Below are 24,051 nucleotides of genomic sequence, written 5' to 3'. Positions count from 1 at the left end.
ACAGACCCGGCCCTCCCTGCGCGATGGGCTTAACGTCTGCTCCGAGCTCTCCCCGGGGACCGGCTTGTTTGCCCCCGTCACCAGCGCGACACGTGATGTCACGCAGGCTTGGCGCCAGCTTCGGGGCGCCAGGACCACACGGCTTGAACGTCCGCGAGCTGTCAATCGTCCAGTGCATCAGCACCTGACAGGCCCACGGCCACCGCTCCCCGCCTCAACGTATCGTGACGACGCGTACGCCCCTCTGCATGAGGACGGGATGCGCTGAATAGAGCACGACTTCGGAAAAATAGCAATATAAATCTTGACGAGCGTTGCCCGATGCGGAGCGATGACCCCGTTCCCTGTCCACGGTCACTCGGAACGCGGCGATTTTACCCCTCGTTAGGCACGATGAGATCGCGCCTGGCCGGATGAACGGACGGTAACACGGCGTGCAGCGCACTCTGGCAAGGTTGGAGAGGCACCGCACGCGAGCGATCGCTGACAGCTCCGATCATCCCCATGCCACGACTGCGCCGAGGGCGCGAACGAAGAGCTCCATGACCGCGATCTCATCCGCAGCTCACCCCAAGACGCGCGACCGGCGCGCGGTGCTGATCCTGCTGGTCGCGATGGCGCTCTACAACGGCGCCTATCTCGTCGGCTGGGCGCTGTCGTCGCCGCAGCCGGCGTTTGGCGACTTCTTCGGGCTATGGTCGTTCGGCAGATTTGCCGCGCTGTCCGGCGCCAGCATCTACGATCCGGTTGCGCTCGCGCGCTATCAGCAGTCGCTGGATCCGACGCTGGGCGGCGGCGGCTTTCCCTATCCCTATCCGCCGACCTTCCTGCTGGTGCTGATACCCCTGGGCATGCTGGCGCTGCCGGTGGCCTATGTCTGCTGGATCTCGGTCACCTTCGCGCTTTATGGCCTGGCGACACTGGGGCGCGATTGGCGCTCGTTAACCTCTCTGGCGCTGCTCGCGGCGCCGACGACGCTGATCAACGCGATCACCGGCCAGAACGGCTTTCTCTCGGCGGCCTTGCTGATCGGCGGACTGCGCCTGCTCGCGCGCCACCCGATCGTTGCCGGCACGCTGCTTGGCCTGCTCGCCTACAAGCCACAATTCGTGCTGCTGATGCCGGTCGTGCTGCTGGCGTCACGCAACTGGCGCGCCATCCTCTCGGCCATCGCCACGACCGCGATCGTCGCGGTCGTCACCAGCGCTGCACTCGATCCGTGGATCTGGCTCGAATGGATCGTGAAGTTTCCGAGCTATCAGGCGCAATTGCAGGCCAACCAGGCCAGCCTCGATCACATGATGCCGACGGTCATCGCTGGCTTGCACGCGCTCGGCGCGCCGCCGCCGATCGGCTATCTGGTTCAGCTCCTGTTGTCCTGCTCCATCGTCGTGATGGTCTGGGATGCCTGGCGACGCGGCATGACGGAGCAGGCGATCGCGCTGGTCGCGGTCGGCAGCATCATCGCCACGCCCTATGCGATGATCTATGACATGCCGATGGTGGCGGCGGGGATTGCGATCCACTGGAAGGCGCGGAGCGACGCCGGCGAGCCGATCCCGCCGCTGGAGATCGGCCTCGTGATCGCGCTGGGAGCCTGCCTGCTCGCCATGATCGTGCACTCCGTGCCGCTCGCGGCGGCCATTCTGCTGGTCCTGCTGGCGTTGAGCATCGCCGGTGTGTTCGACCGCTCCAGCCGGCGCGCCCCTGCATTGAACATGACGCCGCCGGCGGCGGGCTGATTGCTCTCGGTGCAATTGACCGGATGACGATGCGTGATCGTCCGCGCTAAAGCAGCGGCAGAGATCCCGATCATCGAACCAGTCATGCCGCACACATCCTCCCTGCTCGCTTTCGCCCTCGTCTCGCTCGGCATGGTGCTGACACCAGGGCCGAACATGATCTATCTGATCTCGCGCTCGATCACGCAGGGCCACGCCGCCGGCCTGGTCTCGCTCGGCGGCGTTGCCGTCGGCTTTCTGGTCTACATGCTGGCGGCGGCGTTCGGCATCACGGCGCTGCTGTTTGCCGTGCCGTTCGCCTATGACGCGCTGCGCCTCGCCGGCGCTGCCTACCTGCTCTATCTGGCGTGGCAGGCGGTGAAGCCGGGCGGACGCTCGCCCTTCCAGGTGAGGACGCTCGCCATCGACAGCCCGCGCCGGCTGTTCCTGATGGGGCTCGTCACCAACCTGCTGAACCCGAAGATCGCGATGCTGTATCTGGCGCTGCTGCCGCAGTTCATCGATCCCGCTGTTGGCGGCGTGCTGACGCAGTCGGTGGTGCTCGGCGCGATCCAGATCGTGATCAGCGTCAGCGTCAACGCCATGATCGCCATGGCGGCGGGATCGATTGCCCTGTTCCTGGCGACACGGCCGAGTTGGGCGCTGGTGCAGCGCTATCTGATGGGCACGGTGCTCGCGGGACTTGCGGTGCGCATGGCGCTGGAGGCGCGGCGGGGGTGATTTCCATCGGCTCCCCCACCTTGTCCGCCGAAGCTCCTTTTGGCGACGGCGGATATGGAGCAGGTCGGCTCACCCGCCGGCATGAGACGGGTCGGGCATATTCTCGCTAAAGCGATACGGCCGGTGTGGCTCCCCCTCCCCAGCCCTCCCCCGCAAGCGGGAGAGGGAGCGCACCGCCAACGCGGAAGACAGCGTCGCCCATGATCGACGGAGCAGCAGTCATCAGTCCAGCTTCGCCTCCATGCCGCGCTTCACGGCGGGGCGGGCCATCAGGGTATCGTACCAGCGCTCGACGTGGGGAAAGTCGGCCAGATCGACCTTGTGGCGCGGGTGGCGCCAGGCCCAGCCGAGGATGGCGAAGTCGGCGATCGAGAGCGCGCCGGCGACGAACTCGTGCTGCACCAGCCGGCGGTCGAGCACGCCATAGAGCCGGACCGTCTCGGCCATGTAGCGCTTGAGGCCGTAGGCGCGGTCCTGCTCGTTGGTCAGCGCGATGAAATGGTGCACCTGGCCGGGCATCGGGCCGAAGCCGCCCATCTGCCACATCAGCCATTCATAGACCGGTATCCGCTCGGCGAGGGATCTCGGCAGGAACTGCCCGGTCTTCTCAGCCAGATAGAGCAGGATGGCGCCGGATTCGAACACGCTGACCGGCTTGCCGTCGGGGCCGTCCGGATCCACGATGGCGGGAATCTTGTTGTTGGGGCTGATTGCCAGGAACTCCGGCGCCATCTGGGCGCCCTTGGTGATGTCGACCGGAACGACGCGGTATCGCAGCCCCATCTCCTCCAGCGCGACCGAGATTTTGCGCCCGTTCGGGGTGTTCCAGGTGTACAGCTCGATCGTCATGCGGGGCATCCTTCCCAATCGTCCTTGCTTGGTCGCGGGCTCCCATTAGCTCGAAACTGCATCCGGCTTCAAACGTACCGTTGTTGATGGGACATCGTGGCGGCTGGTCTCCGCCGCCCGCCCCCGATAGATTGCGCCACCCAAGAATCCACCCTCAGGGGAAAACGCCGTGTCCAAATCCGCCTCCCGCGCCCGCCTCCTCGAGATCATCCGCAGGCGCTCGTTTGGCCGTGGCGAGGTCACGCTGGCCTCCGGCCGCAAGAGCGACTTCTATTTCAACCTGAAGCCGACCATGATGGACCCGGAGGGCGCCACCTTGCTCGCCGAGCTCACCTATGAGGCGCTGAAGGACGAGGGCTTCGATTATATCGGCGGCCTGGAGATGGGCGCGGTGCCGCTCGCCGGCGCGATCGCCCAGATCTCCTGGATCAAGGGCCATCCGATCGCGGCCTTCTTCGTCCGCAAGAAGCCGAAGGAGCATGGCGCCAGGCTCGCGATCGAGGGCCTGACCCGCGACGAGACCCTGGCCGGCAAGCGCATCGTCGTGGTCGAGGACGTCACCACCACCGGCGGCTCGGCGATGAAGGCCGTGGAAACCCTGCGCGAGGCCGGCGCCGAGGTGACGCTGGTGTTCACGATGGTCGACCGCGAGGAAGGCGCCGCCGAGACCTTCGCCCAGGCCGGCCTGCCGTTCCAGGCGCTCTTCAAGGCGCACGAATTCCTCTGAGGCGCTTGGCGCGCGGCGCAATTCGCCGCCCGCGCATACCGCTCATTTACCAACGCCCGTTAAGGTTACCGCAAAGCTGATGGCGCCATGCCTTGGGCAAGGCGCGTTCGATCGCACATGATCGAGCGACGCGGGTTGCCGCGTCACGGCGTGGCTTTGCGGTGAAGATCCTGGCGATGGAGCGGGCGTTGCGTAGCGTGTTGTCGTTTCGGCGGAGGTCCCGCCACGTCGCTGTCGCGGCGACGGTCGGCCTCGTCGCGGCCGGCGCGCTGGCGCCGCGGATGGCGTCGGCCCAGGGCCTGTTCGACTTCCTGTTCGGCGGCTTCAACAAGCCGCAATCGCAGCGGCCGGCGGCGCAAGGCGGCCTCTTCGCCGATCCGTTCGGCACCAACCCGCAGACCCCCGCCCAGCCGCGCGCCGCGAGCGGCGGATCGGGCGCAGCGTTCTGCGTGCGCACCTGCGACGGCCGCTATTTTCCGCTGGCGCGCGGCCTCGCCTCGCCGGCGCAGATGTGCCAGGCGTTCTGCCCGGCCAGTGCGACCAAGATCTATTTCGGCTCCAACATCGACTACGCCACGGCGGCGAACGGGGAACGCTATGCCGACAGCGAGAACGCGTTCGCCTATCGCCAGGCGCTGCGCGCCGACTGCACCTGCAACGGCCGCGATCCGGCCGGGCTGGCGCCGGTCGATCTGTCGCTCGACACCTCGCTGCGCCAGGGGGACGTCGTCGCCACGGCCGACGGGCTGGTGGCCTATTCCGGCGCGCGCGGCAGCGGCGGCCAGCCGGCCGACTTCAAGCCGGTCGCGTCCTATCCCGGGCTCAACTCGGACATGCGGGCCAAGCTGAGCGAGATGAAGGTCGCGCCGGTGCGCGCCGACATGGTCGGCGCAGACGCGCAGGCCATGGCTCTGCCGGCGGACGTCAATGTCAGCACCGCACCGCCACCCCTGAGCATCGCGCCAAAGCCCGCCGCAAGCCGGCTGAAGCAGGCGGATGTGAATTGAACACGCGCTGCGCGCCAAGGCGCAGCGCCGGCGTCGGTGCAGGCCGGCTCGGCACAGCGACCTCTGGAGCTTGAGCGCGCGCTGTCCGCCGGGACTGACGGCCAGGGCTAGCGCGCGACGATCACGCCGATGACGTTCGGCGCTTCCAGATATTTCTCCTCGATAGCTGCCCGTGCGGCGGCGCGGTTGTCCGGCGTCAGCAGGCCGCGCTTCTCGGCCAGGATCATCCAGCAGAAGCCCCACCAATCGGTCAGCATGCCCTCGTCGTCGACCAGGTCATAGCCCTGCTCCGCGGCGAAGATGCGCGCTCGCGCCTCGTCGAGGCCATCGAGGAAGGTGTGGTCGGTGGCCGAGAACAGGTCGTCGGAAATGTCGTCGGTGGTGTAGCCCCAGACCGACATGCACACGGCGTTGAAAGCGCGGTCGATCTGGTCGTCGTCGACGGCCCGCCGCCGCGCCGTCTTGTGCAGCCGCGTCAGGCTGCGCGCGAAATCGGCAATGCGGGTCAGGGCCAGGGGATCGAAGGCGATATGGGACATGGGTGTCCTCGCGGGATGCACTGATGCCGGGGGCTGGCGGATCGAATCGCAATCAGGATAAACGATCGCCTGCTGAATTGTTCTTAATTTGTTCTTGCGGAAAAAGGAAGTGCTGATTTATCGTCGTCCCGGCCCCCGAGCCGGGACCCAGAGCCACCGCAGCCCTTTGGTTTGCACGGACCGCTGAGCACCCAGGCCGCGTGGACGGTCTACATTCTTGCCAGCGGGCATGATGGCACGCTGTACGTCGGCATCACCAATGATGTCAGAAGGCGCCTCGAAGACCACCGTGCCGGGCGAGGCTCCAAGTTCGTCAGCAGGTACAAGGTTTTTCGCCTGGTTCACGTCGAGAGCTTTCCAACTCCGATCGAGGCGATCGCTCGCGAGAAGCAGCTCAAGAACTGGCACCGCGACTGGAAGGTCGAGCTGATTGAAAGGGACAACCCCGATTGGAGTGACTTGTCGGGCCTCATCTTCGGCCGGTGAGTCTGGATCCCGGCTTTCGCCGGGATGACGATGTGGAGAGTCCTTTCAACATCACCGCATATGCAACCAGCCGCCAGCTTGTTCCGCCCCCGGAACTCCGGCCCCGTTTTTGCATCATTTTCCATCACCTTGCTGTGCGGACCAGCCTTTCCCCGGGTTTCGGACCGCGCGCAACCATCGTATGCTTTTACCGGTTCCTCGTAGCATCACAGGTTTCCAAGGTGACAGATCAGCCGTCCCAGCGCAGCTTCGTAAGCATCGGCCAGCCCGTCGACGAATTGGCGGTCGCGGAGATCAAGAGCGACATCCTGGCCAAGCTTCGCCTCGCCATCGGCAAGGAAGCGAGCCAGGCGACGCAGCAGGACTGGTACCACGCCGCGGCGCTGACCTTGCGCGACCGCATCGTGCATCGCTGGCTGACCGCCGACAAGGAGAGCTACGACGCCGGCCGCAAGCGCGTCTATTATCTCAGCCTCGAGTTCCTGATCGGCCGCCTGTTCACCGACGCGCTCAACAACATGGGCCTGATGAAGGTGTTCGAGACCGCGCTCGGCGATCTCGGCGTCGGCCTGATGGACCTGCGCAAATGCGAGCCGGACGCCGCACTCGGCAATGGCGGCCTCGGCCGCCTCGCGGCCTGCTTCATGGAGAGCATGGCGACCTTGCAGATCCCGGCGATCGGCTACGGCATCCGCTATGATTTCGGCCTGTTCCGCCAGGTGATCGTCGACGGCTGGCAGCACGAATATCCCGACGTCTGGCTGTCGTTCGGCAATCCCTGGGAATTCCAGCGCCCAGAGGTGGTCTATCACGTCCATTTCGGCGGCGGCGTCGAGCATGTCGACGACAAAGGCCGCGACCGCGCGATCTGGCACCCCGGCGAGACCGTGCAGGCGGTCGCCTATGACACCCCGATCGTCGGCTGGCGCGGCCAGCATGTGAATGCGCTCAGGCTGTGGTCGGCCCGCTCGCCCGACCCGCTGAAGCTCGACGTCTTCAACTCCGGCGACTATCTCGGCGCCTCGGCAGAAGAAGCGCGCGCCGAGGCGATCTGCAAGTTCCTCTATCCGAACGACGAGAGCCCGGCAGGACGCGAGCTTCGGCTGCGCCAGGAATATTTCTTCGTCTCGGCCTCGCTGCAGGATCTCGTCAAGCGCCATCTCGGCTCCGACGGCCAGCTGCGCAGCCTGGCGCAGAAGGCCGCGGTGCAGCTCAACGACACGCATCCTTCGCTCGCCGTGGCCGAGCTGATGCGGATCCTGGTCGACCTGCACAATTTCCGCTGGGACGAGGCCTGGAAGATCACCATCGCGACCTTGTCCTACACCAACCACACGCTGCTGCCGGAGGCGCTCGAGACCTGGCCGGTCGAGCTGTTCGAGCGGCTGCTGCCGCGGCATCTCGAGATCATCTACCACATCAATGCGCAGCATCTCGCGCTCGCCGAGCAGCGCGCACCGGGTGACATCGACTACCGCGCCTCGGTGTCCCTGATCGACGAGAAGAGCGGCCGTCGCGTGCGCATGGGCCAGCTCGCCTTCGTCGGCTCGCACCGCATCAACGGCGTCTCGGCGATGCATTCCGACCTGATGAAGGAGACCGTGTTCCACGATCTCAACCATCTCTATCCCGGCCGCATCACCAACAAGACCAACGGCATCACCTTCCGCCGCTGGCTGACCCTGGCCAATCCCAAGCTGACGAACCTCTTGCGCGAGGCCTGCGGCGACGCCGTCGTCGACGATCCGACGCTGCTGTCGAGCCTCGAGAGCTACGTTGCCGACGCCAGCTTCCACCAGAAGTTCCGCGCGGTGAAGCATCACAACAAGGTGCTGCTGACGCGTCTGATCGTCGAGCGCATGAACGTGCGTCTCGATCCGGGCGCGCTGTTCGACGTGCAGATCAAGCGCATTCACGAATACAAGCGCCAGCTCTTGAACATCCTCGAAGCCGTCGCGCTGTATCAGGACATGAAGGACGACCCGCAACGCGACTGGGTGCCGCGGGTGAAAATCTTTGCCGGCAAGGCGGCGGCGAGCTACCGCTACGCCAAGCTGATCATCAAGCTGATCAACGACGTCGCCGATACGGTCAACAACGATCCCGCGATCGGCGGCAAGCTGAAGGTCGTGTTCATGGCCGACTACAATGTCAGCCTGGCAGAAACGATCATTCCCGCGGCCGACCTGTCTGAGCAGATCTCGACCGCCGGCATGGAGGCCTCCGGCACCGGCAACATGAAGCTGGCGCTGAACGGCGCCCTTACCATCGGCACGCTGGACGGCGCCAATATCGAGATCCGCGACAATGTCGGCGCCGACAACATCGCGATCTTCGGCATGGAGGCCGACGAGGTCATGCTCCGCCGCAAGCAGGGGCTGGACGCGTCCGACGTGATCCACCGGTCACCGCGGCTGGCGCGCGCGATCGACGCGATCGCGACCGGCGCGTTCTCGCCGGACGAGCCCGGCCGGTTCGAGCCGATCGCGCATGCGCTGCGCCATCTCGACCACTATATGGTCTCGGCCGATTTCGATTCCTACTACGAGGCCCAGCGCGGCATCGATGCACGCTGGCAGACCGTGCCGGCCTGGACCCGCGCCTCGATCCTGAACGTCGCGCGCATGGCGTGGTTCTCCTCCGACCGCACCATCCGCGAATATGCCGACGACATCTGGAACGTGCCGGTCGGCCCGGTGATGGCGCCGGTGCAAGCGCAGCGGGCGTGACGGGCCCTTCCCCTCGCCTTCAGCAATGACCCATGACGTCATTGCAGAGGCCTTCCATTGCGTTTCACCTGACGGCCATCATACGATGACCGTCGGGAGGAATGCATGACCGAACCGCCAGCTCACCTGTTCGACGAGGCCACCCGTGTCACCGCCGGCGACAGCCGCTGGCAGGGAAGGACCAGCCCGGATTACTGGGCCTTCGTCGGCCCGTTTGGCGGCGTCACGGCGGCGACCGTACTGCGCGCGTTGATCCAGCACCCGCAAATCCAGGGCGATCCGCTGGCGGTGACGGTGAACTATTGCGCGCCGATCGCGGAAGGGCCGTTCGATCTCGACGTGCGGCTGGTGAAGGCCAACCGCTCCTCGCAACATTGGTGCGTCGAGCTGAGTCAGGGCGATGCCGATGCGGCGACGCTCGCGACGGCTGTTTTCGCCGAGCGCCGGCCGTCCTGGTCGCATCAGCCGGCCACAAAGCCCGCGGCGCCGCCGTTCGACCAGGTCAAGCGTCATCCCGACACGAACATGTCCTGGACCAAGCAGTACGATTTCCGCTTCATCGAGGGGCGCCCCGCGTTCGGCGCGTCAGCGACGGGTGAGCCGCACAGCAGCTATTCCCGGCTCTGGATCTCCGACCGCAAGCCGCGCAAGCTCGACTGCCTGTCGCTGCTGTCGATGTCGGACGCCTTCTTCGGCCGCGTCTTCCACGCCCGCGGCGAGCTGGTGCCGTTCGGCACGGTGTCGCTGACGACCTATTTCCACGTCAGCCGGGACGAGCTCGCGGCCGAGGACATCACGCACGTGCTCGCGACGGCCGATGCCAAGATCTTCAACCGCAGCTATCAGGACCAGCATGGCGAGCTGTGGTCACCCTCCGGCCGCCTGCTCGCGACGACAACGCAGATAGCGTATTTCAAGGCGTGAAAGCCGGGACGCAAGCCAAGGAAACGGCGTCGTCCCGGCCTTGAGCCGGGACCCATAGCCACCGTCGCCAGTTTTGCGAAGGCTGGAGCGACCCGCACGCCTCAACCACTCCGTCCTGTGGTTGGGTCCCGGCGTTCGCCGGGACGACAGCTGTGGGTATGGCTTGAACTCGCGCCTCTCGTGCATTGAACGGGGCGGAGCGGGAAAATGTGGGGTCAGCCGCAACGCGACCGCCCCCTTGACGTTTGCAGCCCTACTCCGCCGCCAGCTTCAGATCCGGCGCGGCGGCGCGGACCTCGGCGTCGACCTGGGCCTCGAACTTGGCAAAATTCTTCTGGAACATGCCGACGAGAGCCCGCGCGGTCTTGTCGAACTCGGCCTTGTCCTTCCAGGTGTTGACCGGATCGAGGATCTCGCTCGGCACGCCCGGCAGCGCGGTCGGGACCGCGAAGCCGAAATATTTGTCGGTGCGGAACTCGACGTTGCGCAAGCTGCCGTCGAGCGCCGCCGTCAGCAGCGCACGCGTCACCTTGATCGGCATGCGCGAGCCCGTGCCGTACTTGCCGCCGGTCCAGCCGGTGTTGACGAGCCAGCAGTCGACATTGTGGTCGGCGATCAGCTGCCGCAGCATGTTGCCGTAGACGGACGGATCGAGCGGCAGGAACGGCGAGCCGAAGCAGGTCGAGAATTCCGGCTGCGGCTCGGAGCCCAAGCCGCGCTCGGTGCCGGCGACCTTGGCGGTATAGCCCGACAGGAAGTGGTACATCGCCTGGGCCGGCGAGAGCTTTGCGATCGGCGGCAGCACGCCGAAGGCGTCGGCGGCAAGCATCACGACGTTCTTCGGATGCGGCGCCCGGCCGGTGCGCGAAGCGTTCGGAATGAAGTCGAGCGGATAGGCCGAACGGGTGTTCTCGGTCTTGGAGCCGTCGTCGAAATCGGGAACGCGGCTGTCCTCGTCGAGGACCACGTTCTCCAGCACCGCGCCGAACCGGGTCGAGGCCGCATAGATCTGCGGCTCGGCTTCCTGCGACAGCTTGATGCACTTGGCGTAGCAGCCGCCCTCGAAATTGAACACGCCGGACGGACCCCAGCCGTGCTCGTCGTCGCCGATCAGGGTGCGGTTCGGATCGGCCGACAGCGTGGTCTTGCCGGTGCCGGACAGGCCGAAGAAGACGGCGGTGTCGCCCTTCGGCCCGACATTGGCCGAGCAGTGCATCGGCATCACGCCGCGCTCGGGCAAGTAGTAGTTGAGCGTCGTGAACACGCTCTTCTTCATCTCGCCGGCATAATAGGACCCGCCGATCAGGACGATCTTGCGGGCGAAATCGATCGCGACGACGTTCTGCGAGCGCACGCCGTGGCGTTTCGGGTCGGCACGGAAGCTCGGCATGTCGATGATCGTGAGCTCCGGCACGAAGGTGTCGAGCTCGATCTTCTCGGGGCGGATCAGAAGGGTGCGGATGAACAGCGAGTGCCAGGCGAGCTCGGTGAAGACGCGCGTCTTGATGCGGAACGTGGGATCGGCGCCGCCATAGAGGTCCTGCGCGTACAGGGTCTTGCCTTCGGCGTGCTTGATGAAGTCCTGATGCAGCGCCTCGAACTGCTCGGGCGTGATCGCCTGGTTGCCCGCCCACCACATCTTTTCGGTGGAGGCGTCGCGCACCGTGAACTTGTCCTTCGGGCTGCGACCGGTGAACTCGCCAGTATCCGCGCACAGCGCCCCATCGGCCGACAGCACAGCCTCGCCCGCCGCCAGCGAATACTGATAGAGCTGAGGAGCGCCGAGATTCCAGTGCACCTGCTTGAGGTTCTTTAAGCCGAACTTGTCGGCACCGAAGGCGCCGTTGCGAATACCCGTCTCTTGCACGAAGATCCCTCCTGAGAGCCCGCATCTGTTGCGCGCAGTCGCGCGCGTTGCGCGGTGACCGTTGCCGTTACATCGCCTTATCGAAGCGCGGTCGCCGACCTAATACTGATCAACGCTGGTCTTGCCAAGACGATCCGGCCCAATTGGTTATTGGCAAGCCGTGATGCACGTAGCTCATGTTTTGCCGCGTCATGCACATTCCAGCGGCAGCCGCCTGCGCTCCGCCGAGATGCTGCAACGCAACAGATATATCAGCGCGGTTGGGTTTCACGAGAACGACGAACGACGCTCAAATCGACGAATTCGCGTGGGCAAGCGAAGACCGAGCGACGAAATGCGTCGGGGATTAGCCGTGTCGTCGCCCACCCGATCAGCCAGCTTCCATTCACGATTGTCTCGCGCTTGCGGGATCACTTAATCCGATTCTCCCGGCCGCGACGTCAACGAGCTCACTCGCGCCCACGCCATGGGTTTGCGCGGCGCTCACCTTCTGCTGGGCAGGGAGCGTGCACATCGAGCTTCACGACAAACTGCGCTCATGGGTGAACTTCATGGTCTTTCGTCACGAGACGATGAGCGCAGCCATCAAAGCGTGCTCGAACTACACCTCACTTCGCGCGGGCCTCGTCAGCAAGCCTCACCAGCATCTTGCGCAACGCCCCGGGCGTGGTCACGCGCTCGGGAAACTCCAACCGCAGCGTCCTGCCGTCGGCCATCAGATCCAATCCCTCCGGGTCACAGCCGCTACAGCGCCACTCCGCGGCTTCGGCGCCGAGCAGCTTCGTCGCGTAGAGGGCGAGCGCCTCGCGATGATCTTCGTTCATGTGATCGACGGCGCCCTGCTCTGCCAGAATCAGTTCGTCAGCATCGGATATATCCGTGAGAAACTGCTCGGGCTTGAGATCGACGATGCGGCCGAATCCGGCGACGAGATGCGTGCCTGACGGGCGAATCACGAAGAACGAGAAGTCGGCGAAATCCGCGTAGTCCGCAGCAGACGGATGCGCATTGAGATACCGACGGCGGAGCATCTCGCGATTGTCGTCGCTGGCCTGCTCGGCTTTTCCCGACAGCATGATGCGCGAACCTTCGAGCGGATCGCCGGGCGCGCGTTCATCGAGCATCAGCGACACGCGCGAATCGGCAAGTACATTCCTGGTGTGCACGGCTAATCGCGAGATCAGGATGATCGGAGCACCATCGGACGCAGTGGCGACATTGACCAGCGAGCAGTAGGGATCGCCCGAGCCAACCATCAAGGTTGCAAGTGCGCCCTGCCGGCTCCGGCGCAGCAGGGAATGCGTCACGCGGTTAGGGTTAAAGCTCGCAGACATCATCTTTCCCTCGTCCAAGCAGTTGCAATGAAGGCCTTTTTTCGGCTAAACGGACCACAAACTTGGGCGGGGCACAAACTTTGCCATGCTATTTGTGGAACTCGGTCACACTTCAGCCCAGCTTGCATTGCTCGTTGACCATGTTCGAAGCCCAGTTATGCGGCCCTTAGCTCGATTCTCGTGTCTCGGCTAACCAGACTCTGAAAGCAGGCTCATGCCCACAATCGCCTTGGTCGATGACGACCGCAACATTCTGACATCCGTCTCGATCGCGCTCGAGGCCGAAGGCTATCGCATCATGACCTATACCGATGGTGCATCGGCGCTCGACGGATTCCGGACCAGCCAACCCGACCTTGCCATCCTCGACATCAAGATGCCGCGCATGGACGGCATGGAGACGTTGCGGCGGCTGCGGCAGAAGTCCGACCTGCCCGTGATCTTCCTCACCTCCAAGGACGAGGAGATCGACGAGCTGTTCGGCCTGAAGATGGGTGCGGATGACTTCATCCGCAAACCGTTCTCGCAGCGCCTGCTGGTCGAGCGCGTCAAGGCCGTGCTGCGTCGCTCGCAGCCGAAGGATCCGACGGCGCTGCCGAAGGAGAACGACGCCAAGGCGCTCGATCGCGGCCTGCTGCGCATGGATCCGGAGCGTCACACCTGCACCTGGAAGAACGAGCCGGTCACGCTGACCGTCACCGAGTTCCTGATCCTGCAGGCGCTGGCGCAGCGTCCGGGCGTGGTCAAGAGCCGCAATGCGCTCATGGACGCGGCCTATGACGACCAGGTCTATGTCGACGACCGCACCATCGACAGCCACATCAAGCGGCTGCGCAAGAAGTTCAAGATGGTCGATGAGGAGTTCGAGATGATCGAGACCCTCTACGGCGTCGGCTATCGCTTCAAGGAAACCTGAAGCGATAGCTCTGAAGCCCTGGCCCTGAAGCCCTGGCCCTGAAGCAAGGGACCTGAAGCATTGCCTTGCGCGACGTCATGCGAAATCGCGCGCTGACGTCGCGGTCTCGATTGGATAGGCTACGTCTCCTGCGCGTTTGTCCGAGCGCAGATGCCGGAACGGGGCCGTTGTTGCGGCGAATTCGGGTGCGGCAAGTCGAGTTCTCACGGGAATTCGCCGCACGACCCCTACGAAATTCGGAATCGGAGCACTCACATTGCTCGATCGCACGCAGCTTGACCCAGCCGTGAATGCCCACGACGCCGCGGCGACGATCGCGTCCGAGGCGGCGGACGAGACCCCGCAGGTCTCCGGCTGGCAGCGTCCGCTGAGCTGGCTGCGCCGCGCCGGACAGTTCCTGTTCGCGCTGTCGTTCTCGAGCCTCACCCGCCGCATCGTCTCGCTGAACATCGCCGGCTTGCTCGCACTGGTTGCAAGCATTCTGTACCTGTCGCAGTTCCGCGCCGGACTGATCGATGCCCGCGCGCAGAGCCTTCTGGTGCAGGCCGAGATCATCGCCGGCGCCATCGCCGCCTCGGCCACGGTGCAGACCAACACCATCACCATCGATCCCGAGCGCCTGCTCGATCTCAAGCCCGGCGAGAGCTACGGCGCGCCGGACGAATATTCGCCGCTCGACTTCCCGATCAATCCGGAACGCGTCGCGCCGGTGCTGCGCACGCTGATCTCGCCGACCAAGACCCGCGCACGCATCTATGACCCGAATGGCGGCCTGTTGCTCGATAGCCGTAATCTCGAAAACGTGCTGCGCTTCGACCTGCCACCGCCGTCGAGCGAGAAGCCCGGCTTCGTCGAGCGCGCGCTGATCTCGGTACGCACCTGGCTCAATCGCGGCGACCTGCCGCTGTACCGCGAATATGGCCCCGAGAACGGCAACGGCTACGAGGAAGTCGCCGACGCGCTGAAGGGCCAGAAGCGCAGCATGGTCCGGGTCAATTCGCGCGGCGAGGTCATCGTCTCGGTCGCGGTGTCGGTGCAGCGCTCGCGCACCATCCACGGCGCCTTGATGCTGTCGACGCAGGGCGACGACATCGATCAGATGGTCACCGCCGAGCGTCTCGCCATTCTGAAGGTCGGCGGCGTTGCCTCCGCGGTCATGATCGTGCTGTCGCTCTTGCTCGCCAGCACCATCGCCGGGCCCGTGCGCCGGCTCGCCGACAGTGCCGAGCGGGTCCGCCGCCGCATCAAGACCCGCGTCGAGATTCCCGATTTCACCCGCCGCCGCGACGAGATCGGCCATCTCTCCGGCGCACTGCGCGACATGACGGACGCGCTCTACAACCGCATCGAGGCGATCGAGATGTTCGCCGCCGACGTCGCCCACGAACTCAAGAACCCGCTGACCTCGCTGCGCTCGGCGGTCGAGACCCTGCCGCTGGCGCGCAACGACAACAGCCGCGCCCGCCTGCTCGCCGTGATCGAGCACGACGTGAAGCGGCTCGACCGGCTGATCTCCGACATTTCCGACGCCAGCCGGCTCGATGCCGAGCTGCAGCGCCAGGACATGACCCTGGTCGATCTGCGCCGCCTCCTGAACACGCTGACCTCGGTCGCCAACGAGACCAAGCTCGGCACCGACGTCGCCGTCGAGGTCCGGTTCGAGGGCCGCGGCGCCAACGACACGTTCTCGGTGCCCGGTCATGATTCGCGGCTCGGCCAGGTGATCTCCAACCTGCTGTCGAATGCGCAATCGTTCTCCGCCGCCGGCGGCAAGGTACGCATCACCTGCCGACGCGTGCGCTCGGAGATCGAGATCACGGTCGATGATGACGGTCCCGGCATTCGCGAGGACGCCCTGCAGCGCATCTTCGAGCGGTTCTATACCGACCGGCCGCACCAAGGCTTTGGCCAGAATTCCGGCCTGGGCCTATCGATCTCCAAGCAGATCATCGACGCCCATGGCGGGCGGATCTGGGCCGAGAACCGGCCCGGCCCTGTCGACGCCGACGGACATCCGACCTCGGCCGGGGCCCGCTTCATCGTCCGGCTGCCGGCGTCGTGACGAACGAAGCGGCGAGCATCCATGCGTCTGCCGTCCAGGTGGGGGAACTGGCCGTCCTGATCCGGGGTCCCTCCGGGTCCGGCAAATCCCGTCTCGCCTTCGATCTGATGCTCGCCGGACGCGCGGGACAGCTGCCGCCGACGGCTCTGGTGGGCGACGACCGTGTTCATCTCGCCACACGCGGCGGGGAAATGTGGGTAAGTCCCGCACCCGCTCTGGCCGGACTGATCGAGATCCGCGGCCTTGGAATCCGCGCCTGCGACCATGTGTCGGAGGCGAAACTGGGGCTGGTGGTCGACCTGATGGCCGAGGATGCTGCCCGCCTGCCGAACGCCGAATCGCTTCGCATTCATCTCAACGGTATCGAATTGCCACGCATACCGGTTGGGCCGGGTTTTCCACCCCTCCCGATGGTTGTTGCGTCGCTTATTACCACTCAGGCTTTCATGTTCCGGTAATCTTTCGGCCGATTGTGTGGAGCAAATTGGTAACCATATCAGCCCCACTATCGCGACCGATTAGACCGCCGCCAGCTCCCATTCTGTATGCCAGAATCCGGGAGACTCGCAAATATGCCCTCTTGCGCGGGGGCTCCGGATGGTCAAAGTGGCGCGTTCGTGCGGTGCACCCAAGGCGCCCGCGAGGAGTATCCGATGATTGGCCTGGTACTGGTGACCCATGGGCGCCTCGCCGACGAGTTCAAGGCGGCGCTGGAACACGTAATGGGCCCTCAAAAACAAATCGAAGCGGTCACGATTGGCGCCGACGATGATTCCGATCTCTGTCGCAGCGACATCATCGAAGCCGTGAACCGCGTCGACACCGGCGACGGTGTCGCCATTCTCACCGACATGTTCGGCGGCACGCCTTCGAACCTCGCCATCTCCTGCATGAGCCGGCCCAAGGTCGAGGTGCTCGCGGGCATCAACCTGCCCATGCTGGTGAAGCTCGCCAAGGTGCGCGAGGAGCGCTCGCTGCCCGACGCCATCGCCATGGCGCAGGAGGCGGGACGCAAATACGTCACCATCGCCAGCCGCGTGCTCGCCGGCAAATGAGCGACGAGGACGCCCCGCAGGACAACGTCGCCGGCCCGGCGGTCCCTGCCGGAGCCATCTCGCGAGAGCTGCTGATCACCAACAAGCGCGGCCTGCACGCGCGGGCCTCGGCGAAATTCGTGCAGATGGTCGAAAAGTTCCAGGCCGAGGTCTGGGTGACGCGCGGCGGCGAGACCGTCGGCGGCCGCTCGATCATGGGCCTGATGATGCTGGCGGCGGCGCCGGGAACCAAGATCCTGGTCTCCGCCACCGGGCCCGAGGCGGAGGCCGCGCTGCAGGCGATCACCGACCTGGTGAACGACAAGTTCCACGAAGAAGGAGTGTGAGGGCCTCCCGAACCTCGCTTCGCCTGCCGCAATGGGGCATTCTACCCGATGTGCGCTTATCCTCGCGTAGCGACACGGTGAGGATGGCATGTCCAATAGCGCTATTCGGCTGAGCGAGGCAGAACTGCGAGCCGTGGCTGAATACGCAGCCGTCTCTGCACTTCCCGCGCTGGCGATCTTCGAATGCGACCGACCGGATGATCTTCGTGCACGAGCCGCAATACAGGCCGCCCGAAGCTTTGCGAGCGGTGGGAATCGGAGCAAATCCCTACGGGATAGCGCGTGGGCGGCGCAGCGGGCGGCAATCGAGGCTCGCGATGAGGGGTTGCGCGCGGCCTATGAGGCCGCTCGCGCTGCCCTCGCCGCGGCGGGCGCGGGCTTCCTTCATCCCCTCCCAAACCCTTCCCAGGTCAAGCACATCCTCGGAGCTGCCGGCCACGCGGCGCGAGCTTTCGAAATCTCGGCCGGAGACGTTCCCGCTGTCGGCGCTGACTACCTCGCGCGATCACGGCTTCTCGCTTCTCAAGAGGTCGTGGACGTCCTCAGACGTTATCCTGGTCCACCGCCCGGGGGAGGCCGGGTCGGAGAGCTGATCCGCCAGCTCGATACCCTGCTCCGGTGATCGGGAGGCCTCGCGCGCAGGAGCGCTTGGCCGGGACGGCAGCGGAGCTATCTCCCCGGTCCCTGAATATACACCCTCCAAACGATTGCAGGACCCGCCTGGCCGTGGAAGAAGCGCTGGGTGGTCATCACCAGCGGCTCGGCCTTCGGCGCCTCCTTGGCCATCCAGGCCTCGCAGGCCGCGATCCGGTTGTCGGTGGTGTCGCAGATGCCGATGAATCCCTCGCGCTTGAGGTCCTCCAGCGTGCTCAGGCCGGAACTCCAGGTCTCCTCCGCCGTGTAGGGCACCGTGAACGGCCGCGGGTGGTCCGGGCTATAGAAGGTCATCGGCGTGTTCATCTCGGAAAAGCCGGCCACGAGGGGCCAGGGCGAGCCGAACCGGGCGTGCCAGGTGTTGGTCAGCTCCCGGGCCAGCTCCGACCGGCCGCCATAGCCGGTGGCGCCGTTCGGATTGGCGGCCATCTCGCGCCGGGCAATCCAGGGCGAGGCGACCAGCGTCAGCAGCGACAGCACCAGCCAGACAGCGGCCAGCCGCGGCACCATGACCCGCCGCAGCCGCAGCGCGGGGATCGCGACCAGCGCCAGCGGCACCAGGAAGAACAACGAGATGCCCCAATCGGTCTTCATGTAGATCGTGAAAGCGAGCCCGCCGAGAGGCGGCCCGACGGCGACGATCGCCTGCACCAGCCAGACATTGATCGCCTGGCCTACATTCACGCCGGGATTGGGACCGCCGCGCCAGTTGTGGAAGGCGAATCGCGGCGGCCAGGCCATCACCAGCGCCGCCAGCGCCATCGGCAAAGCCAGCAGCGCCAGATTGTGGCCGACATAGCCGAGCACGAGCTCGGCGGCCCGGCCGCGGTCCGACAGCGTATAGACATCCCCGGCATAGGTGATGGCGACGAAATCGACCCGCCACAGCCACACCAGATGCGGGATCATCGCCACCAGCATGGTGACGATCGCGACCCACGGCGCGGGCGACGCCAGGAAGCGCAACCGTTCCGGGTGCAGCAGTGCCGCAAGGCCGATGGCGCCGATCATGGTCAGCACCCAGTATTTGGTCATCAGCGCCGCCGCGCCGGCGAGGCCGAGCCACAGGCCGGAGGCGGCGCTGCGCTTTTCGAACGCGTTGAGATAGGCCAGCACCAACAGCGGCAGGGTCAGCAGTTGGACCAGGTCGGCGTTGTACTTGAAGCCCTTGAAATTGAAGATCGGGTACAGCGCGACCATCACCACGACGAAGAAGGCGCGGCGGCGGTCGACCACCTTGAGGCTCGCGAGCCAGACGATCACGAGGCCGCTGCCATTCACGGCCATCGCCAGCGCATAGGTCGCCCAGTCCTTGACCGGAAACACTGCGAACCACAGCCCGGCGATCCAGCCCGACAGCGGCGGATGCTTGCCGTAGCCGAGCAGGAAGCGGCTGCCCCAGGCATAGGCCTCGGCGACGTCCATGTGGACGTCCTGCGCTGCCTTCAGATTGGTGAGGATCGCCGTCCACAGCACCGCGTGGACCACCGCGAAGCCGATGACGACCCAGATCGACGTTGCCGGCGCCGTGGCGCGCGCCACCAGCCAGGCGGAGATTCGCCGCGGTCCGAAACGGCCGCGCATGCGCGCCGCGAGAGGCGGGAGAGAGGTACTCGACATCCGCCCTCGGTAGCCTGTTTTCAGCGCCCGGGGAATCAGCTTGCCGTGAAGAAAGGCCCTGGAAATTCAGCAATATGGTTGCTGGTTGGGGGCTTGGGGTGCTATCTGCGCGACCCATGACGACCGCCCCCATTCCCAACATCCGCAACTTCTCCATCGTCGCCCATATCGACCATGGAAAGTCCACGCTCGCCGACCGCCTGATCCAGATGACGGGCGGGCTGTCGGACCGCGAGATGGCGGGCAAGGAGCAGGTGCTCGATTCGATGGACATCGAGCGCGAGCGCGGCATCACCATCAAGGCGCAGACCGTGCGCCTGCGCTATCGCGCCAAGGACGGCAAGGACTACATCTTCAACCTGATGGACACGCCCGGCCACGTCGACTTCGCCTACGAAGTCTCCCGGTCGCTGGCGGCGTGCGAGGGCTCGCTGCTGGTGGTCGACGCCAGCCAGGGCGTCGAGGCGCAGACGCTCGCCAACGTCTACCAGGCGCTCGACAACAACCACGAGATTGTCCCGGTCCTCAACAAGATCGACCTGCCGGCGGCGGAGCCCGAGAAGATCAAGCAGCAGATCGAGGACGTCATCGGCATCGATGCCTCCGATGCCGTGATGATCTCGGCCAAGACCGGCCTCGGCATTCCCGACGTGCTGGAGGCGATCGTCACCCGGCTGCCGCCGCCGAAGGGCGATCGCGACGCCACCCTGAAGGCGCTGCTGGTCGACAGCTGGTACGACGTCTATCTCGGCGTCGTCGTGCTGGTGCGCATCGTCGACGGCGTGATGAAGAAGGGCCAGCGCATCCGCATGATGGGCACGGGTGCGGCCTATGACGTCGAGCGCGTCGGCTTCTTCACGCCGAAGATGACCCAGGTCGACGAACTCGGCCCCGGCGAGGTCGGCTTCATCACCGCCGCGATCAAGGAAGTGGCGGACACCCGCGTCGGCGACACCATCACCGACGACCGCAAGCCGGTGACGGAGATGTTGCCGGGCTTCAAGCCGGCGATCCCTGTGGTGTTCTGCGGCCTGTTCCCGGTCGATGCCGATGATTTCGAGACCCTGCGCGCCGCGATGGGCAAGCTCCGCCTCAACGACGCCAGCTTCTCCTTCGAGATGGAAACGTCGGCCGCGCTCGGCTTCGGCTTCCGCTGCGGCTTCCTCGGCCTGTTGCACCTCGAGATCATCCAGGAGCGCCTCTCCCGCGAGTTCGATCTCAACCTGATCGCGACCGCGCCAAGCGTCATCTACAAGATGAAGCTGACCGACGGCGAGGAGATCGAGATCCACAACCCGGTCGACATGCCCGACGTGGTCAAGATCGCCGAGATCCAGGAGCCGTGGATCGAGGCCACCATCCTGACGCCTGACGAATATCTCGGCAGCGTGCTCAAGCTCTGCCAGGACCGCCGCGGCAATCAGAAGGAGCTCACTTACGTGGGCAGCCGCGCCATGGTCAAATACGACCTGCCACTCAACGAGGTGGTGTTCGACTTCTATGACCGGCTGAAATCGGTCTCCAAGGGCTACGCCTCGTTCGACTATCACCTGACCGACTACAAGCCGGCCGACCTCGTCAAGATGCAGATCCTCGTCAACAACGAGCCGGTCGATGCGCTGTCGATGCTGGTGCACCGGACCCGCGCCGAAGGCCGGGGACGCGCCATGGTCGAGAAGATGAAGGACCTGATCCCGCCGCACATGTTCCAGATCCCGATCCAGGCGGCGATCGGCGGCAAGGTGATCGCGCGCGAGACCGTGCGCGCGCTGCGCAAGGACGTCACCGCCAAGTGCTATGGCGGCGACATCACCCGCAAGCGCAAGCTTCTGGAGAAGCAGAAGGAAGGCAAGAAGAAGATGCGGCAGTTCGGCAAGGTCGACATCCCGCAGGAAGCCTTCATCGCCGCCCTCAAGGTGGATAGCTGAGGCGCGGGTCTGCCCCTCTCCGGTTTCATCAGCACGATAGGCTGAAGAAAATCCGGATTCCAAAGCGGAACCAGAGCTCCCGTGCAACTACGGTATCCGTTCCTTAATGGTATTCTGGGACCCTTGCTGCAAAGCAAGGAATGCCCCCAATGTCCCGCCTCCGGTCGATCTCCGCCCGCCTCATCGTCGCGCTCTCGCTCACCGTCGCCATCGCCTGTGCCGTGCTCGGCACCTTCTCCGTCATCCAGCAGCGCGCCCTGACCCGGCTGGCGCTGGAGCAGCAGCTCAAGCTGCAGTTCGACAGCGTTTCGGCCGGCATCGACTACGAAGGCCGCGCTGCGCTGGCCGTGAGCTCCACCCTGGCAGCCCTGCCGCCGATTGCCGACGCCTATCTCAAGGGTGATCGCGATGCGCTTGGCGCCCTGCTCGGCGGCGCCATGACATCGCTGAAGGCGCAAGGCATTCCACTGGTGAACGTATGGGCGCCGCCGGCCACCAATTTCTATCGCGTGCATGAGCCCAAGGTGTTCGGCGACGACACCTCCAAGCGCCGCATCACGGTGGTGCAGGCCAACCAGACCGGCCGCCTGATCGCCGGCGTCGAGCAAAGCCGGCTGTCGCTCGGCATCTTCGGCATGACGCCGATCGTGCGCGACGGCAAGGTGATCGCGACCGTCGATGTCGGCGCCGCCTTCGGCAAGGAATTCGTCGAGCGCGCCAAGCAGCGCTTCGGCATCGATCTCGCCGTCTACTGGATCAATGACGGCCAGCCGAAGCGGCTGTCCTCGACGTTCGGCGACGAGACCGTCGCCACCCCGGACGAGGTGCTCGCGGTGTTCAAGGGCACGGCGCTGCTGCGCGATGCCACCCTGGCCGGCAAGCCCGCCGCGGTCTATGCCGGCCAGATCAGGAACTACGCCGGCGACCCGATCGCCGTGCTCGAGCTGATCAAGGACACCACGGCCTATGAGGCCGCAGCCAGCAGCGCGCAGCAGCAGCTGATCATCGGCACGGTCGTGATCCTGCTGCTCGCCGTCATCGTCGCGCTGTTCGTCGCCCGCGGCATCTCGCGCCCGCTGGTCGCGATCACCGCCGTCATGCACCGGCTGTCGAGCGGCGACACTGAGGTCGCGATCCCCGGCGGCCAGCGCAAGGACGAGCTCGGCACGATGGCGCAGGCGGTCGACGTGTTCCGCCGCAACATGATCGAGACGGCCAGCCTGCGCGAGGCGCAGGAGGCGACGCAACAGCGCGCCGAGCAGGAGAAGCAGGCGCTGCAGCGGCAGATGGCCGACCGGTTCGAGGCCGACGTCAAGGGCGTGGTGTCCTCGGTGGCCAAAGCTACGGCTGACATGGAGCGCGTCGTCCACGAGATCACCGTCAGCGTCAACGGCACCTCGCAGCGCGCAGCGGCTGCCGCTGCCGCGTCCGAGGAAGCCTCGAGCGGCGTGTCGACCGTTGCCGCGGCCTCCGAGGAGCTCGCCTCCTCGGTGACCGAGATCGGCCGCCAGGTCGCGCATTCCAGCAAGGTCGCCGATGCCGCGGTCGTCAAGGCGCGGCAGACCACCGAGATGGTCGGCAGCCTCGCCGCAGCCGCCGAGAGGATCGGCGACGTGTTGCGCCTGATCGACGCGATCGCGAGCCAGACCAACCTGCTGGCGCTCAACGCGACCATCGAGGCGGCGCGTGCCGGCGAGGCGGGCCGCGGCTTCGCGGTCGTGGCCGCCGAGGTCAAGGAGCTGGCCGGACAGACCGCCAAGGCGACGGAGGAGATCGCCGGCCAGGTCAGCTCGATCCAGGCCGCGACGTCCGACTGCGTGACTGCCATCGGCGGCATCAGCACAACGATCCAGGAGATCAGCGGCATTGCCGCAACCATCGCCGCCGCCGTCGAGCAGCAAGACTCGGCGACGCGCGAGATCGCGCGCAGCGTCCAGCAGGCGGCGTCCGGCACCAACGAGGTGTCGCAGAACGTCGTCGGCGCCAGTGACGCCGCCGAGCAGTCACGCCAGCTCGCCGACCACGTCATGGTCGCCACGCGCGACCTCGGCAAGCGTGCGAACGACCTGTTCAAGAGCGTCGACACCTTCCTGGCCGGCCTGCGCAAGGCCGCGTAGCTGGCGGGCCGCTTGCGCTCAGCCGCCCGGCGTGAGCGCAAAGCCCTCGTCGAGCCAGCCGGTAATGCCGCCGATCATCATCTTGACCGGCAGCCCGAGCTGCGCGAGGCGGATGGCCGCCCGGTTGGCGCCGTTGCAATGCGGACCGGCGCAGTAGACGACGAAAAGCTCGGTCTTCGGATACTCTGCCATCCGCTTCGCGGTCATGGTCCGGTGCGGAATGTTGATGGCGCCCGCGATGTGGCCCTTCGCAAACGAGGCCGGGCCGCGGACGTCGACCAGGATGAAGTCCGGAGCGGCCGCGCGGAGGCTCTCGTGAACGTCCCAGCAATCGGTCTCGAATCCGAGCATCGCCTCGAAATGCTGGAGCGCCAGCGCTGAGGGAGCGGCGGGTACTTCGGTGACATGCGTGGTCATTGGGTCTCCATGCGGTGATGTAAACAGGCCCG

21 protein-coding genes are annotated in these 24,051 nt (G+C 65.7%); 15 read left to right on the top strand and 6 right to left on the bottom strand.

Features of this window, described 5'->3' with window-relative positions; all coding sequences use genetic code 11:
- The first annotated feature begins 542 nt into the window (after positions 1 to 542).
- On the top strand, positions 543 to 1,742 hold the full coding sequence (locus QW881_RS25645; RefSeq protein ID WP_316158858.1) for a glycosyltransferase family 87 protein: 1,200 nt from the start codon (positions 543 to 545) through the stop codon (positions 1,740 to 1,742).
- An 84-nt stretch (positions 1,743 to 1,826) separates the two neighbouring features.
- Entirely contained in the window at positions 1,827 to 2,462 is a 636-nt protein-coding gene (locus QW881_RS25640) for a LysE family translocator (protein WP_315783931.1), read from the top strand.
- Positions 2,463 to 2,684: 222 nt separating this feature from the next.
- Here the strand turns inward: QW881_RS25640 and QW881_RS25635 are convergent, their stop codons facing one another.
- Positions 2,685 to 3,311 carry a glutathione S-transferase family protein gene (locus QW881_RS25635; protein WP_316158859.1) on the bottom strand — a complete coding sequence of 209 codons (627 nt, stop codon included), beginning with the start codon at positions 3,309 to 3,311 and terminating at the stop codon, positions 2,685 to 2,687.
- A 169-nt stretch (positions 3,312 to 3,480) separates the two neighbouring features.
- On the opposite strand from QW881_RS25635, the gene pyrE reads away from it, so the two are divergent.
- Positions 3,481 to 4,038, top strand: a complete 558-nt coding sequence (pyrE, locus tag QW881_RS25630; RefSeq protein ID WP_315734978.1) for an orotate phosphoribosyltransferase — start codon at positions 3,481 to 3,483, stop codon at positions 4,036 to 4,038.
- Positions 4,039 to 4,226: 188 nt separating this feature from the next.
- Entirely contained in the window at positions 4,227 to 5,045 is an 819-nt protein-coding gene (locus QW881_RS25625; RefSeq protein ID WP_316158873.1) for a DUF2865 domain-containing protein, read from the top strand.
- Positions 5,046 to 5,152: 107 nt separating this feature from the next.
- Here QW881_RS25625 and QW881_RS25620 read toward each other — a convergent pair whose 3' ends face one another.
- Complete coding sequence (locus QW881_RS25620) at positions 5,153 to 5,584, bottom strand: hypothetical protein (protein WP_315753838.1); 432 nt, start codon at positions 5,582 to 5,584, stop codon at positions 5,153 to 5,155.
- 183 nt (positions 5,585 to 5,767) lie between these two features.
- Here QW881_RS25620 and QW881_RS25615 point away from each other — a divergent pair, with 183 nt between their 5' ends.
- The 3 genes from QW881_RS25615 to QW881_RS25605 all read left to right on the top strand — a co-directional run bounded on the left by QW881_RS25615 (position 5,768) and on the right by QW881_RS25605 (position 9,723).
- Entirely contained in the window at positions 5,768 to 6,070 is a 303-nt protein-coding gene (locus tag QW881_RS25615; RefSeq protein ID WP_315753983.1) for a GIY-YIG nuclease family protein, read from the top strand.
- A gap of 221 nt (positions 6,071 to 6,291) precedes the next feature.
- Entirely contained in the window at positions 6,292 to 8,799 is a 2,508-nt protein-coding gene (locus QW881_RS25610; protein WP_315753840.1) for a glycogen/starch/alpha-glucan phosphorylase, read from the top strand.
- 105 nt (positions 8,800 to 8,904) lie between these two features.
- Positions 8,905 to 9,723 (top strand): thioesterase family protein, encoded by an 819-nt coding sequence (locus QW881_RS25605; protein WP_315753842.1) that lies wholly within the window; start codon positions 8,905 to 8,907, stop codon positions 9,721 to 9,723.
- Positions 9,724 to 9,976: 253 nt separating this feature from the next.
- On the opposite strand, the gene QW881_RS25600 is transcribed toward QW881_RS25605, so the two are convergent.
- Positions 9,977 to 11,590, bottom strand: a complete 1,614-nt coding sequence (locus tag QW881_RS25600) for a phosphoenolpyruvate carboxykinase (RefSeq protein WP_315753844.1) — start codon at positions 11,588 to 11,590, stop codon at positions 9,977 to 9,979.
- 608 nt (positions 11,591 to 12,198) lie between these two features.
- A complete protein-coding gene (locus QW881_RS25595) occupies positions 12,199 to 12,924 on the bottom strand; it encodes a HugZ family protein (RefSeq protein ID WP_315753985.1) in 726 nt (241 codons plus the stop codon).
- A 214-nt stretch (positions 12,925 to 13,138) separates the two neighbouring features.
- Between QW881_RS25595 and QW881_RS25590 the strand changes: the two genes are divergently transcribed.
- The 6 genes from QW881_RS25590 to QW881_RS32630 all read left to right on the top strand — a co-directional run bounded on the left by QW881_RS25590 (position 13,139) and on the right by QW881_RS32630 (position 17,905).
- Positions 13,139 to 13,840: a response regulator transcription factor gene (locus tag QW881_RS25590; RefSeq protein WP_006611449.1), complete on the top strand. Its 702-nt coding sequence runs from the start codon at positions 13,139 to 13,141 to the stop codon at positions 13,838 to 13,840.
- A 256-nt stretch (positions 13,841 to 14,096) separates the two neighbouring features.
- Positions 14,097 to 15,902: a sensor histidine kinase gene (locus tag QW881_RS25585; protein WP_315734990.1), complete on the top strand. Its 1,806-nt coding sequence runs from the start codon at positions 14,097 to 14,099 to the stop codon at positions 15,900 to 15,902.
- The gene (locus QW881_RS25580; protein ID WP_315753846.1) at positions 15,899 to 16,360 is read left to right on the top strand and encodes an HPr kinase/phosphatase C-terminal domain-containing protein; all 462 of its coding nucleotides are present in this window, start codon (positions 15,899 to 15,901) and stop codon (positions 16,358 to 16,360) included. The genes QW881_RS25585 and QW881_RS25580 overlap by 4 nt, the downstream gene beginning before the upstream one ends.
- A 195-nt stretch (positions 16,361 to 16,555) precedes the next feature.
- Positions 16,556 to 16,957, top strand: coding sequence for a PTS sugar transporter subunit IIA (locus QW881_RS25575; RefSeq protein WP_315734995.1), 402 nt, complete (start codon positions 16,556 to 16,558; stop codon positions 16,955 to 16,957).
- A complete protein-coding gene (locus QW881_RS25570) occupies positions 16,954 to 17,283 on the top strand; it encodes an HPr family phosphocarrier protein (RefSeq protein WP_315753848.1) in 330 nt (109 codons plus the stop codon). Before QW881_RS25575 ends, QW881_RS25570 begins: the two co-directional genes overlap by 4 nt.
- Before the next feature lie 88 nt (positions 17,284 to 17,371).
- A complete protein-coding gene (locus QW881_RS32630; RefSeq protein WP_409998944.1) occupies positions 17,372 to 17,905 on the top strand; it encodes a putative immunity protein in 534 nt (177 codons plus the stop codon).
- A gap of 47 nt (positions 17,906 to 17,952) precedes the next feature.
- Here the strand turns inward: QW881_RS32630 and QW881_RS25565 are convergent, their stop codons facing one another.
- Positions 17,953 to 19,557 carry a glycosyltransferase family 39 protein gene (locus QW881_RS25565; protein WP_315753850.1) on the bottom strand — a complete coding sequence of 535 codons (1,605 nt, stop codon included), beginning with the start codon at positions 19,555 to 19,557 and terminating at the stop codon, positions 17,953 to 17,955.
- Positions 19,558 to 19,673: 116 nt separating this feature from the next.
- Here QW881_RS25565 and lepA point away from each other — a divergent pair, with 116 nt between their 5' ends.
- Together lepA and QW881_RS25555 are read left to right on the top strand one after the other, a co-directional pair.
- Positions 19,674 to 21,485 carry a translation elongation factor 4 gene (lepA, locus tag QW881_RS25560; protein WP_315735001.1) on the top strand — a complete coding sequence of 604 codons (1,812 nt, stop codon included), beginning with the start codon at positions 19,674 to 19,676 and terminating at the stop codon, positions 21,483 to 21,485.
- 149 nt (positions 21,486 to 21,634) lie between these two features.
- Complete coding sequence (locus QW881_RS25555; RefSeq protein WP_315753852.1) at positions 21,635 to 23,602, top strand: methyl-accepting chemotaxis protein; 1,968 nt, start codon at positions 21,635 to 21,637, stop codon at positions 23,600 to 23,602.
- An 18-nt stretch (positions 23,603 to 23,620) separates the two neighbouring features.
- Here QW881_RS25555 and QW881_RS25550 read toward each other — a convergent pair whose 3' ends face one another.
- Positions 23,621 to 24,019, bottom strand: a complete 399-nt coding sequence (locus QW881_RS25550; protein WP_315753854.1) for a rhodanese-like domain-containing protein — start codon at positions 24,017 to 24,019, stop codon at positions 23,621 to 23,623.
- Positions 24,020 to 24,051 lie beyond the last annotated feature (32 nt).

The sequence above is a fragment of the Bradyrhizobium sp. SZCCHNS3016 genome (assembly GCF_032484535.1).
Lineage (GTDB): Bacteria > Pseudomonadota > Alphaproteobacteria > Rhizobiales > Xanthobacteraceae > Bradyrhizobium.
Note: the sequence above shows the minus strand (reverse complement) of the source record. Positions and strands in the feature narration are given on the sequence as shown.